Below are 13,487 nucleotides of genomic sequence, written 5' to 3' on the forward strand. Positions count from 1 at the left end.
CTCGGATTATATCATTGTGAATGATTATAATTCCCATTTGCGCCGGTATCCACCGCCTTGCCTTGGGTTAGCATCTGCATGATGAGCAAAGCAGCACCCGATGTGATCGCCACATCTGCGAGGTTGAAGGCGGGCCAGTGCACAAGCTGCCAATGGAAGTCGAGGAAATCGACAACCGATCCACGCAGCACACGATCCGCGACATTGCCGAGCGCACCACCAAGGATCAGGCTGTAGCCCATCGCTTCGAGACGTGGCCGTTGCTGGCACAGCATGCGCCCCAGCCAAGCAGAAACAGCCAGACCCAGCGTGATGAAAAAGTAACGTTGCCAGCCACCAGCGTTCGCCAAAAAGCTGAATGCCGCACCCGGATTCAGGACATGAACGAGGTTGAAAAACGGGGTGATTTCGACTTGCTCACCGTAGGCAAACGTGCGGATGATGGCGAACTTCGTGAGCTGATCGGTCATGACAGCACTGGCGGCCACGGTGAACCAGACCCAAGCCGATGTGCGGCGGGCCGATTGCCACACAGGGGCGGCCAACGGCAGCAACCACCCGGCGAGTGCCGTGCAGCTCCATCCCAGCGTCCACCCCGCCAACACATCGGCCGGAAAGTGCATTCCGGCCGCGATGCGCGACCAGCCGACCAATGTGGCGTACAGCATTAAACTGAGACGACCACGGCGGCCCATCAAAGGCCAGAGCGCGCCGACCACCATCGCGGCATAGGTGGCATGCCCGCTGGGCAGGCTGTAGTGAAGCTCTTTGTCCCCGATGACGCGCGCCAGGTCGCCAAGGACGGCAGGCGGGCGTGGAAAGTCGAACCATAGCTTCAAGGCGGTGGCGACCAATAACGCCAGCAAGAAGGCCGCGCTAAAACCAATAAGGCGATGCCGAACGGCCGTACCACGCGCCGGGTTTGTAGCCGATTTCGACCACCACCACAGACCCAACAGCATCAGCGGCGCTGTCCAGTAACTTCCCACGAGGCCAAAGAACCATGCCAGTGGTTTCAGCGTGGCGGGCGTGCCTGTGTTGATGGCTTGAAACAACGCGATGTTCAGGCCACCCCAGTCATAGAGAAAGAGTTTCCAGCTCATCGGCGCAACAACCTCAAGCCGTTGCCGACAACAAGCAAGCTGGCACCCATATCGGCGAACACAGCCATCCACATGGTCGCGTGACCCGTGAAGGTGAGCACCAAAAATACCGCCTTGATGCCAAGGGCCAGCACAATGTTTTGCATCAGCACCTGTGCTGTCGCACGCGACAGGCGCACGAAGGTCGGAATCTTGCGCAGGTCATCGTCCATCAGGGCCACGTCGGCGGTTTCAATAGCGGTATCTGTGCCCGCCGCTCCCATTGCAAAGCCAATGTCCGCACGCGCCAAGGCCGGTGCGTCGTTGATGCCATCACCGACCATGCCAACCTTGCCGTTTCTGGACAATTGCTCCACTTCGCGCAGTTTGTCGTCGGGCAGTTGGTTGCCTTGCGCGCGGTCAATGCCGGCTTGTGCGGCGATGGCCTGTGCCGTGTGGGGGTTATCGCCGGTCAACATCACGGTGTTGATGCCCAGAGCATGCAGCTCGGCGATGGCTCTCTTGCTGCTGTCCTTGATGGTGTCCGCAACGGCGAATAAGCCATGTACCCCTTTTGCGCCCACCAGCATCACGACGGTCTTGCCTGCGGTTTCCAGCGCTGCGATGCGCTGCTCCAGCTCTGGTGTGCACTGCCCCAGCTCTTCCAGCATCCGGTGGTTGCCCAGATGGTAGGTCTCCCCGTCGATTTGGCCTTGCACACCCCGACCGGGCAGCGCGCTGAACTCGGCCACGTCGAGCAAGGCAACCCCATCCCGCTGCGCAGCCTGCGCCACCGCTTTGGATACCGGATGGTCTGAGCGGGCCGCCAGACTGGCAGCGATGCTGCGGCTATCCGAGGCGAGTGCATGACCCCATGCGACAAAATCGGTCTGAGCAGGCTTGCCGTGCGTGATTGTGCCGGTCTTGTCCAGAGCCAGCCAGCGCAGCTTGCGGCCTTCTTCCAGATAGACACCGCCCTTAACGAGAATGCCGTGGCGGGCAGCGGCGGCCAAGCCGCTGACGATGCTGACCGGCGTGGAGATCACCAAGGCGCATGGGCAGGCAACCACCAGCAGAACCAGTGCACGGTAAATCCAGTCCATCCATGCCGCGCCCATGAAAAGCGGGGGCAGCAGTGCGACGGCGATGGCTAGGGCGAACACGAGAGGCGTGTACCAACGGGCGAACTGATCGACAAAACGCTGGGTCGGCGCACGGCTACCTTGTGCAGCCTCTACCGCGTGAATGATGCGGGCCAAAGTGGAGTTGCTGGCCAAGGAGGAAACGCGGTACTCGAAGGAACCGGATTCGTTGATCGTGCCCGCAAACACCGGATCGCCGGGGGACTTCTCGACCGGGAGGCTTTCGCCCGTGATCGGGGCTTGGTTGACCGTGGAGCGTCCGTCTAGCACCTCGCCATCGAGCGCGATGCGCTCACCCGGTCTGACCCGGACTCGGCTGCCAATGGCGATTTGCTTGGCGCTTGCCTCTCGCCAGGTGCCGTCAGGCTGTTGCACCGTGGCCTGCTCCGGGGTCAGGTCGAGCAGTCCACGGATGGCGTTGCGGGCGCGATCCAATGACTTGGCCTCGATCACCTCGGCCAGCGCGAAGAGCACCATCACCATCGCAGCTTCGGGCCAGTGGCCGATGAACATGGCACCTGTGACAGCAATCGACATCAGGGCGTTCATGTTGAGGTTACGGTTCTTGAGCGCGATCCAGCCCTTCTTGTAGGTGGACAGGCCTCCCGTCAAGACCGCTACAAGCGCCAGAATGACGACCGACCAATGATTGCCGTTGTGGAACCAGTAGACCGCTTCGGCCGCTGATGCGGCGATGAGGGAAATACCGAGTGGCCACCAGTTGGTCTGCGTTGTCACAGGGGACGCCGATGGCGACGCGGCCATGGCCTTGTCCTCGACCTGCGCCTCGAATCCGAGCGCTTGTAGTGCCACAAGCACATCCGGCAGAACCCCGTCAGCATGGCGTACCGACAACGTGCGCTGCATCAGGTTGAAATCGAGACCGGTAACCCCGGCCACGGTGCCGAGCTTGTTGCGGATCAATGCTTCCTCTGTCGGACAATCCATCTTGGCAATGGACAGCTTGGTTGTCTGCCCAGCCGACGCCTCATCCATGCGCACAGCTTGCATGCCGATGGCCTTCAGTGCCTGTTCAACGGGAGACAGCGAAGGCAATTCGTGCTGCACGGTCAAGGTACGCTGCATCAGGTTGAACTCAAGACCAACCACACCCGCCAGCCCAACCAGCTTGCCTCGGATCAGCGCCTCTTCCGTGGGGCAATCCATGTTCTCGATGCGGTACACCGCTTGAGCCGATCCGGTTGTCGGCGGGGCTTGTGTCGTGGGTTGCATGATCGGCCCAGCCGAGCAGCCACACGCCTTTGAAGCGCATTCACTCATGGATAACTCCTTCAAATCTTCTGTACAACCTCCATTAAAAACTCTATAGTTACTATAGAGTCAAGTGATAAATGGAGATTGAGGCATGGAAATCAGAATTGGCGATCTAGCCAAGCGCTCTGGGTGCGAGGTCGTGACCATCCGCTACTACGAAAAGGAAGGGCTGCTGCCAAAGCCAGCGCGAAGCGGTGGCAACTTTCGGTTGTACAGCGATGTGCACATCGAGCGTTTGCAGTTCATTCGTCATTGCCGTTCGCTTGACATGACGCTGAGCGAAATCAGGATACTGCTGGGTCTACGAGATAACCCTGCTCAGGACTGCGGCGACGTCAATACACTACTGGATGCCCATATTCGTCAGACCGAAGATCGCGTCGAAGCGCTGTTGCAATTGAAGCGGCACTTGCTCTCGCTGCGTGAAAAATGCTCGGGCGCTCGACGAATAGAGGCATGTGGCATCTTGCAAGGTTTATCAGATTGCAATCATCCGGGATGCAACGCATAGCATGAGTTGTTTCGCACGCCGACATTGGCCTGCGATTTTGGATTCGTGAGCGGCCTGCCTAATTGGCATCGGAGAAGGTCGTGCGGCTGACTTCTGATATTCCGTGCAGTCGTCTTCTGAAAATGACAAACCTGATGTCAGATGTTGAGCACAAACAACGTCAGAGTAGAGTGTGAATTTATATTTATTGACACATTCAGCCAAGGGTAATAGATTTCATCCTGACATTTTTACCTTTGGAGGCATCTTGCAAGGTCAACGTATCGGCTACGTCCGCGTCAGCAGCTTCGACCAGAATCCTGATCGACAACTGGAACAAATAGAAGTCGGCAAGGTATTCACCGATAAGGCTTCAGGCAAGGACACACAACGTCCCGAACTTGAAAGGCTGCTGGCCTTCGTCCGCGAGGGCGACACCGTGGTGGTGCATAGCATGGACAGGTTGGCACGCAACCTTGATGACCTGCGCCGCATCGTCCAAGGGCTGACACAACGGGGCGTGCGCATGGAGTTCGTCAAAGAAGGGCTGACGTTCACCGGCGAGGACTCACCGATGGCCAATCTGATGCTGTCGGTCATGGGAGCCTTTGCTGAGTTCGAGCGCGCCCTGATCCGCGAACGTCAGCGCGAGGGAATCGTGCTGGCCAAGCAGCGCGGTGCCTACCGGGGACGAAAGAAATCGCTGAACAGCGAACAAATTGCCGAGTTGAAACGGCGAGTTGCGGCAGGCGACCAAAAAACCTTGGTGGCCCGTGACTTCGGCATCAGCCGCGAAACCTTGTATCAGTACCTGCGGGAAGACTGACCATGCCACGCCGCTCAATCCTGTCCGCCACCGAGCGCGAAAGTCTGCTGGCACTGCCAGATGCCAAAGACGAACTGATACGGCACTACACGTTCAACGAAACCGACCTGTCGGTGATCCGTCAGCGTCGCGGCGCCGCGAATCGATTGGGCTTCGCCGTGCAGCTTTGCTACTTGCGATTCCCTGGCATCTTCTTGGGCGTCGATGAACCTCCATTTCCGCCCCTGCTGCGCATGGTGGCCGCACAACTCAAGGTGCCGGTGGAAAGCTGGAACGATTACGGCCAGCGCGAGCAGACACGGCGGGAGCACTTGGTCGAGCTGCAAACGGTGTTTGGATTCAAGCCCTTCACCATGAGTCACTACCGGCAAGCAGTGCATACATTGACCGAACTGGCCTTGTAAACAGACAAAGGCATTGTGCTGGCCAGCACCCTTGTTGAAAACCTGCGGCGGCAGAGCATCATCCTACCCGCCATGAATGCCATCGAGCGCGCAAGCGCCGAGGCCATTACCCGTGCCAACCGGAGCATCCATGCGGCATTGGCCGATTCCTTGATACCTGTCCATCGCCAGCGCCTGGACGAACTGCTCAAGCGCAAGGATGGTAGCAAAATGACGTGGCTAGCGTGGCTGCGCCAATCGCCCGCCAAGCCGAACTCGCGCCACATGCTTGAACACATCGAACGCCTCAAAGCCTGGCAGGCGCTTGACTTACCTGCTGGCATCGAACGGCAGGTACACCAAAACCGCTTGCTCAAGATCGCCCGCGAGGGCGGCCAGATGACGCCCGCCGACCTGGCCAAGTTCGAGTCGCAGCGGCGTTACGCCACCTTGGTAGCACTGGCCATCGAGGGCATGGCCACCGTCACTGATGAAATCATCGACCTTCACGACCGCATCATCGGCAAGCTGTTCAATGCGGCCAAGAACAAGCATCAACAGCAGTTCCAGGCTTCCGGCAAGGCGATCAACGACAAGGTGCGGATGTATGGGCGCATCGGTCAGGCGCTGATTGAAGCCAAACAAAGCGGCGGCGATCCGTTCGCCGCCATCGAAGCGGTCATGCCGTGGGACACCTTCGCCGCCAGCGTCACCGAGGCGCAAACGCTGGCGCGGCCTGCCGATTTTGATTTCCTGCACCATATCGGCGAGAGTTACGCCACGCTGCGCCGCTATGCGCCGCAGTTCCTGGACGTGCTCAAACTGCGCGCCGCGCCCACCGCCAAGGGTGTGCTCGATGCCATCGACGTGCTGCGCGGCATGAACAGCGACAGCGCGCGCAAGGTGCCCGCCGATGCGCCAACCGCATTCATCAAGCCGCGCTGGGCAAAGCTGGTTCTGACCGACGAGGGTATTGACCGGCGTTACTACGAGTTATGCGCCCTGTCGGAGCTGAAGAACGCACTGCGCTCTGGTGATGTTTGGGTGCAGGGTTCGCGCCAGTTCAAGGACTTCGACGAATACCTGGTGCCGATCGAGAAGTTCGCCACCCTGAAGCTGGCCAGCGAATTGCCACTGGCCGTGGCCACCGACTGCGACCAATATCTGCATGACCGACTGGAATTATTGGAGGCGCAACTCGCCACAGTCAACCGCATGGCGGCGACCAACGACTTACCGGATGCCATCATCACCACTGCATCGGGCCTGAAGATCACGCCGCTGGACGCAGCGGTGCCAGACGCCGCGCAAGCCTTGATTGACCAGTCGGCGATGTTGCTGCCGCACCTCAAGATCACCGAGTTGCTGATGGAGGTCGATGAATGGACGGGCTTCACGCGCCACTTCACACACCTGAAGACCGGCGACACGGCCAAGGACAAAACCTTGCTGATGACGACGATTCTGGCTGATGGTATCAATCTTGGGCTCACCAAGATGGCCGAGTCCTGCCCTGGCACCACCTACGCCAAGCTGTCTTGGCTGCAAGCCTGGCACGTTCGCGACGAAACCTATTCGACGGCGCTGGCCGAGCTGGTGAACGCACAGTTTCGACAACCCTTCGCCGGAAACTGGGGCGACGGCACCACGTCATCGTCGGACGGCCAGAACTTCCGAACCGGCAGCAAGGCAGAGAGCACCGGGCATATCAATCCGAAGTATGGAAGTAGCCCTGGGCTGACGTTCTATACCCATATCTCCGACCAATACGCGCCCTTCAGCGCTAAGGTGGTCAACGTCGGCTTGCGCGACTCGACCTATGTGCTCGATGGCCTGCTGTACCACGAGTCTGACTTGCGTATCGAGGAACACTACACCGACACGGCGGGCTTCACCGATCATGTGTTCGGCCTGATGCACTTTCTGGGATTCCGGTTCGCGCCGCGCATCCGCGACCTGGGCGACACCAAGCTGTTCATTCCCAAGGGCGATACTGCCTACGATGCACTCAAGCCGATGATTAGCAGCGACAGGCTGAACATCAAGGCTATTCGCGCTCATTGGGATGAAATCCTACGGCTGGCCACTTCGATCAAGCAGGGCACGGTGACGTGCCTCGCTGATGCTGCGCAAGCTCGGCAGCTATCCGCGCCAAAACGGCTTGGCCGTCGCCCTGCGCGAGCTGGGGCGCATCGAGCGCACGCTGTTCATTCTGGATTGGCTGCAAAGCGTGGAGCTGCGCCGCCGCGTCCATGCGGGGCTGAATAAGGGCGAGGCGCGCAACGCGCTGGCCAGGGCGGTCTTCTTCTACCGATTGGGTGAAATCCGCGACCGCAGTTTTGAGCAGCAGCGCTACCGGGCCAGCGGCCTCAATCTGGTGACGGCGGCCATCGTGTTGTGGAACACGGTCTATCTGGAGCGTGCCACCAGTGCTTTGCGTGCCCACGGCAAGGCGCTGGACGACACGTTGCTGCAATATCTGTCACCGCTGGGGTGGGAGCATATCAACCTGACCGGCGATTACCTATGGCGCAGCAGTGCCAAGGTCGGTGCGGGGAAGTTCAGGCCATTGCGACCGCTGCCACCGGCTTAGCGTGCTTTATTTTCCGTTTTCTGAGACGACCTCTAGCAGGTCAGAACGCCAATGTCTTCACGCCGGGCTTGAGCAGATGGGCTGCCACATCTGCAGGTTTGGCTGCCGTGACACCCGCCAGCAGGTCCGTCGGCTGCTTGCCGGTGTTGGGCAGGTACAGCGCGCAGACTTCCACCTTCGCGCCACCTTTGATAATCCCTTGCAGCATTTGCTGCGGCGTGACGTTGCGGGGCTTGAGGGTTGGCTGAGCTTTGCCGTCTTGGCTGCTCAAGGCGATGTCGCCGGCCGCGTCACAGAGCAACACCCGTACCGATGCTTTCTGTTCGAGGGCCTGACCTGCCAGCACCAGGCCGGCTCCCTGGGCCATGGGACTTGATGAATGGATCGACACAAAGAGTTCCTCGGCTTGGGCGGCTGTGGCCGCGCAGGCGAGCGCGAGGGCGAGTGCGATGGACTTTTTCATAGGAAGGCTCCTTGGTTGGAAGAAACACGCACGGGCACCCCGTCAAGGCGGGGCAATGCCCAGGCTGCGGCGCAGCGATGCCGCGTCGGGCAGGTATTCGATGGTTTGGACACGCTGTTGCTCCAGCGCAATCAGCGTGACCTCCTTAGGCTTTCGGGGCAGATGACTCGTGATTTCGGAGTTCTGGACCAAGCCGACTTGGAAGGGCAAATCACGCATCTTGGGAAGCGCAAACATGCGGGTCACCATCGCAGGCATGGCACTGATGTCCGCGATATAGACGAGCCGACGCTCAGCGAAAATGGATGGGTGCGGACGCAACGCACCGCTCACGATGTCGCTGGCCGTCTTGTCGGCCGCAAAAACGACAAAACGAGTGGACGCCTCGATGCTCACTTGGCGCTCGTGCTTGTCCACAACGCTCAGGGCTGGCAAGAGACTTCCCGGAGCCAAGGGCGCTGCCAATAGTGGGGTGGAGGCGCCTCCAACGACCACTGCGAGCAGGATCAGCGAGATCCGCCGGCGGGCGATACCTCTGTTGGCCTTCGCCAGCGGTCTGTGTGCATAGGGGATGGTTTGGGGATTCATCGGTACTGCCTGAGATAGTTCCACTCGAAGCCACGCTTGGCCCAATGGAATAAACGGGTCGAAGGCAGCAGTACATTGCGCTGCGGGGTGCGCCACACCAGAGTTCCATGATCGATCGCATCCACGATGCAGATCAGCTCGACACGGAACGTCTCGCTCGATGGGCGGCCGTCCAGGTCGGCAATCAGATTGGCTGCCGCGGCCTTCGCCTGCAGGTCCGCCATGTGGGCCTGCTTGGGCATCCAGTCCGGGCCAGGGAAGCTGCCCGAGTCGCCGACCACGACCACGCGCTCGAAGCCAGGCACCCGGCAATGCGCATCGGCCTGCACCAGGCCGCCTGGGGACCGAGGGAGCGTCGTTGCATCAAACCAGGTGTTGCCGGTCATGCCGGGCATGAAGAGGATCAGGTCCGCTGCGAACGATCCGCCTTCCGTCACAACCTGGTCAGCCTCGAACCGCACCAGCTTGTGGCCCAGGTGGGTCCGGATGCCTCGCCGTTCCATTTCTCGGAGCAGGTGCTTCACCGTCTTCATGCCGAGACGGTTGCCGGGCTCGGAGGACGGGTTGAAGAAAACGAGATCGAAGTGCTGGCGCCGGCCCTCCCGTTTGAGCTGCTCATCGATGCCGAACAGGAACTCGAACATCGGGCCGCCGCGCACCGCACTGGGCTCATTCGGATTTCCCGCGAAGCCGACGGCGATCGTGCCGCCGGTCATTTCGCGCAGTCGATCGCGGATGCGTTCTGCCGCTGAGATGCCTTCGCAGGGTGTGATGGCATGCTCGATGCCGGGCAGCTTCTTGATGAAGCGCCCGCCGGTGGCGAGAACCAGGCCGTCGTTGACGACATCGCCGGTGCTCGTCTGCACGGTGCGGCCGTTATCGGCGAGGCCCGTGACTTCGGCCGGGACAAAGCGCACGCGCTGGCGCTGCAGAAAGCCGTCCAACGGCACGATCAGATCCTCACGGCGGCGCAAGCCGCTCGGGATCCAGATGATGCCTGGAAGGTAGTGCAGTTCCGGGCGCGGTGCGACCAGCGTGATCTGCGCCGCGGGATCACGGCGCCGCAGTTCGCGGATCGTCGACAGGCCGGCAAAGCCCGCACCCAGGACCACAATGTGTCGGGGATTCTGCGCGGTCGTCATGGCAGTGCGTTCGAGGCGTCCCCTGCAAGATCAGCAGGCACCGGGGGCAACGCGGTGAACCTCGCGCCGGACAGGGATATGGATTGCGACACGGTTGGATTCCCTCTCAGGCCGACTCGTCGCCGATGACGATACGTGCGTCGCTCAGAAAACGGTGTGGCGGGATTTCTAGATTGGTGGGTGCCGGCTTGTTCTTGAACACCCGACCGGCGAGGTCGAAGGTCGAGCCGTGGCAGGGGCAGAAGAACCCCCCTTGCCAGTCTTCGCCAACGCTCGGGTTGGAAGTGCCCGCAGCCACCGCGCTGGGAGAACACCCGAGATGGGTGCAGATCCCGATGGCAACGAATAGGTCTTGTCGCTCGGAGCGGCCGGGATTGCGCAGGGCTTCCGGCAAGGCATCCTTGCTGGAGTTGGGGTCGGCGAGCTTGTCGTCCTGCCCGCTGAGTGCGGCGATCATTTCCGGCGTGCGTCGCATGATCCATACGGGCTTGCCCCGCCATTCGACCGTCTTCAATCCGCCGGGCGGGATGTCCGCCAGGTCGACTTCGACCGCCGCGCCCGCTGCTCTTGCCCGTTCACTGGGCGCGAAACTAGAGACGAAGGGGATGGCGGTCGCCGCGGCCGCAACACCGCCGGCCGCAGTCGTGGCGATCAGCCATGCGCGGCGCTCAGGATCCATGGCGCTGGAAGGAGGAAGGGCAAGGTCGCTCATGTCGGGCTCCTGGTGCGCGGCTGACGATGCAACCGCATAGGGGCTGAGGGCTGGTCCGGTGGCCGGTGCGCCAAAGCGCTTGCGCGGCACAGGCTGAACCGGACACCGGACACCGGCCGCAGGCTGGACGGCGGTTCGACGCGAGAGCGCAGATGACGCGCCCAGCCTCCTCCGGCAGCCCAGATCCCACGGCGCGGGGCTGCGGCCTTTCGGTCGCAGCGGCGGACTTAAAGGCTCTTCGTCGAGAAGTACCAGTCCGTGGTCTTGTAGCCTTCGCCCATACGCTGCTTGATGGCGTCGGGACTCTTGGGTGGGGGAACGATCACATCGCATCCCGGCGTCCACCCCTCGGGGGTCGCCACCTGGTTGGCGTCGCTCGTTTGCATGGCCGTGAGCAGGCGCACGAACTCGTCGATCGAGCGGCCGTTGCTCATGGGGTAATACACCATGGCGCGCAGGATGCCGTTCGGATCGATGAAGAACGTCGCGCGCACGGCCTGCGTGTCGGCTGCGCCCGGGTGCACCATTCCATAGGCACGGGCCACGTCCATCTTGATGTCCTCGATGATCGGGAAGCTGATCTCGACGCCGAACTTCTCCTGGATGTTCTGCGTCCAGGCCAGGTGCGAGTACAGGCTGTCGATGGACAGGCCGATCAGTTCGCAGTTCATGCCGCGGAACGTGTCGGCGGCCTTCTGGAAGCCGATGAACTCGGTGGTGCAGACCGGCGTGAAGTCAGCCGGGTGCGAGAACAGGATCAACCACTTGCCCTTGTAGTCCGCCAGGCTGCGCTCGCCGTGGGTGGTCTTGGCCTTGAAGTCCGGGGCAGGTTCGTTGAGACGGGGGAAGGCGACAGGTGCGATGTCTTGCATGATGACCTCTTCAGTTGAAGGTTGTGTGTCGAAGTGACCATCATATATTAGTTGATTCTAAATTAGAAGATATTGAAATAAAAGTATTGAAGTCATTGTTGTCGCCTATCAAGGAGCAACGATGTAGCGGGCAGACAGCCAGGAGTGCACACCAAGCCTGGGGGCGCAGGACCGAGTAGGGGCGGCAGCACGGCCGGCCAAGCGCCGAGGAGACCTCGGCATGTTGACGTGCGGTGACAAGCAGGATGAAACCTGTCTAGGCCTGGGCTGCGGCAGTCTCCTCCGTTCACCCGCGCGGGCGGTCTGCGATCGATGGCGGCAGACCCAGCTCAGTGCGCTTTGGTTCGCCTGTGTGGGGCTCCGGCGAAGGCGGCCTGCGCCTTCGCCTTGCGCTCGAACTGCCTGGCGATGTTGCCGCAGACCAGGTCGCACAAGGAATAAACGGACTTGTCCGCGATGCTGTAGATGGCGCTGTTTCCGCGGCTTTCGCGTGCCACCAGACCGTGCTGGGTCAGCAGCGTCAAGTGCCGCGAGATGTTGGCCGAGCTGTAGCCACACAACTGGGCGAGTTCGCCCACGCTGCGCTCCTGCTTGCGCAGCAGGTTGAGGATCTGCAGCCGCGTTGGCTCGGACAGCGCCTGGAAGTACGCCGCCACCTGTTCCAGCGCCTCGTCGGGAAGGTCTTCCATATGTGTTGAGCATGCCAAGGATAGATGGGTAGACATGATGCCTCGGATCTTGATGATCTGCTTGTCTGTGAGCATCATGGTACTTGACTATTTAGCTATGTGCGCAAATAATGACTGAAATTTCTTCGCACTCGACAGCGCTCCTAACAGAAAGTGCCCTCCATGCGCCACACCAGCTACACCCTTTGCATCGCGGCTTTCGCCTTGATGGCGAGCCTGACTGCCTCCGCCCAGACGCCGCCCCAGCCGTTGAAGGCTACCGCGGCAGTGGCCACTGCGGGCACGACGACTTCGGCCTTCGATGGCGTCGTCGAAGCTGTTCGCCAGACGGTGATCGCGGCGCAGGTGCCCGGTGCGGTCATCCAGTTGGATGTCAAAGTAGGCGATCGTGTGAAAGCGGGCCAGGTGCTGCTGCGCATCGACGCCCGGGCGGCTGAGCAGAATGCCGCCGCCAGCGATGCCCAGGTGCAGGCAGCACGGTCATCCCTGGATCTGGCGACGAAGGACTTTGAGCGTCAGCAGCGGCTGTTCCAGAAGAACTACATCAGCCAGGCGGCCATGGAGCGCGCCGAGTCGGCTTACAAGTCGGCCCAAGCCCAGGCCAATGCGCTGCTCGCGCAGGCCAGTGCGTCGCGCACGCAGAGCGGCTACTACGTCGTGCGCGCACCCTTCGCGGGTGTGGTGTCCGAAGTGCCGGTATCCCTGGGCGACATGGCCATGCCTGGCCGGCCTCTGCTCACCCTGTATGACCCGACGGCTCTGCGCGTCACGGCGGCTGTGCCGCAGTCGGTGACGGCGCGCATGCCGGCCGATCCGAAGCTGCGCATCGAACTGCCCGGCCTGTCGGCGGCGAGTGCATGGGTGGTCCCTGGAAAGGTCCAACTGCTGCCCACCGTCGATGCAGCGACGCACACTGTGCAGTTGCGTGCCGAACTGCCTGGTGGCGTGGACGCTACCGTCGCGCCTGGCATGTTCGCGCGGCTGTGGCTGCCGCTGGCACGCAGCGATGCCCCCGGTACAGCGCCAGGCGCTCTCCTGTCCGTGCCCGTGGAAGCCATCGTGCGTCGCGCCGAACTCACCGGCTTGTATGTACTGAATCCGCAGGGCAAGCCCGTGCTGCGCCAAGTCCGCCTCGGGCGGGCCACCGATGGCCGCGTCGAGATCCTGTCCGGACTGATGCCCGGTGAGCAGGTCGTGACCGATCCGCAATCCGCCGCGCGCGTGCGTTGA

General features: G+C 61.5%; 11 protein-coding genes and 1 pseudogene. 4 read left to right on the forward strand and 8 right to left on the reverse strand.

The window, feature by feature from the left end; translation table 11 throughout:
* Positions 1-11: 11 nt before the first annotated feature.
* Positions 12-1,103, reverse strand: coding sequence for a signal peptidase II (gene lspA, locus CCZ27_RS18880; RefSeq protein ID WP_096450781.1), 1,092 nt, complete (start codon positions 1,101-1,103; stop codon positions 12-14).
* A complete protein-coding gene (locus CCZ27_RS18885) occupies positions 1,100-3,409 on the reverse strand; it encodes a heavy metal translocating P-type ATPase (protein ID WP_465311597.1) in 2,310 nt (769 codons plus the stop codon). The genes lspA and CCZ27_RS18885 overlap by 4 nt, the downstream gene beginning before the upstream one ends.
* Before the next feature lie 181 nt (positions 3,410-3,590).
* Between CCZ27_RS18885 and cadR the strand changes: the two genes are divergently transcribed.
* From cadR to CCZ27_RS18900, 3 genes and pseudogenes are all read left to right on the forward strand, one after another.
* On the forward strand, positions 3,591-4,010 hold the full coding sequence (cadR, locus tag CCZ27_RS18890) for a Cd(II)/Pb(II)-responsive transcriptional regulator (RefSeq protein ID WP_005303894.1): 420 nt from the start codon (positions 3,591-3,593) through the stop codon (positions 4,008-4,010).
* A gap of 247 nt (positions 4,011-4,257) precedes the next feature.
* Positions 4,258-4,815: a recombinase family protein gene (locus CCZ27_RS18895; protein WP_001162010.1), complete on the forward strand. Its 558-nt coding sequence runs from the start codon at positions 4,258-4,260 to the stop codon at positions 4,813-4,815.
* 2 nt (positions 4,816-4,817) lie between these two features.
* Positions 4,818-7,791 (forward strand): annotated as a pseudogene (locus tag CCZ27_RS18900) (Tn3 family transposase).
* Between the two features lie 40 nt (positions 7,792-7,831).
* Here CCZ27_RS18900 and CCZ27_RS18905 read toward each other — a convergent pair.
* From CCZ27_RS18905 to CCZ27_RS18930, 6 genes are all read right to left on the reverse strand, one after another.
* Positions 7,832-8,254 carry a DsrE family protein gene (locus CCZ27_RS18905; protein ID WP_020226651.1) on the reverse strand — a complete coding sequence of 141 codons (423 nt, stop codon included), beginning with the start codon at positions 8,252-8,254 and terminating at the stop codon, positions 7,832-7,834.
* 42 nt (positions 8,255-8,296) lie between these two features.
* A complete protein-coding gene (locus CCZ27_RS18910) occupies positions 8,297-8,842 on the reverse strand; it encodes a hypothetical protein (protein WP_020226652.1) in 546 nt (181 codons plus the stop codon).
* Positions 8,839-9,984 (reverse strand): NAD(P)/FAD-dependent oxidoreductase, encoded by a 1,146-nt coding sequence (locus tag CCZ27_RS18915; protein ID WP_024000745.1) that lies wholly within the window; start codon positions 9,982-9,984, stop codon positions 8,839-8,841. Before CCZ27_RS18915 ends, CCZ27_RS18910 begins: the two co-directional genes overlap by 4 nt.
* Positions 9,985-10,090: 106 nt before the next feature.
* Positions 10,091-10,696, reverse strand: a complete 606-nt coding sequence (gene petA, locus CCZ27_RS18920; protein WP_020226654.1) for a ubiquinol-cytochrome c reductase iron-sulfur subunit — start codon at positions 10,694-10,696, stop codon at positions 10,091-10,093.
* Between the two features lie 227 nt (positions 10,697-10,923).
* Complete coding sequence (locus CCZ27_RS18925) at positions 10,924-11,568, reverse strand: peroxiredoxin (protein ID WP_020226655.1); 645 nt, start codon at positions 11,566-11,568, stop codon at positions 10,924-10,926.
* A gap of 329 nt (positions 11,569-11,897) precedes the next feature.
* Entirely contained in the window at positions 11,898-12,293 is a 396-nt protein-coding gene (locus CCZ27_RS18930) for an ArsR/SmtB family transcription factor (RefSeq protein WP_232516465.1), read from the reverse strand.
* Between the two features lie 126 nt (positions 12,294-12,419).
* On the opposite strand from CCZ27_RS18930, the gene CCZ27_RS18935 reads away from it, so the two are divergent.
* Complete coding sequence (locus CCZ27_RS18935) at positions 12,420-13,487, forward strand: efflux RND transporter periplasmic adaptor subunit (protein WP_096450783.1); 1,068 nt, start codon at positions 12,420-12,422, stop codon at positions 13,485-13,487.

It is taken from the genome of Thauera sp. K11, assembly GCF_002354895.1.
GTDB lineage: Bacteria > Pseudomonadota > Gammaproteobacteria > Burkholderiales > Rhodocyclaceae > Thauera > Thauera sinica.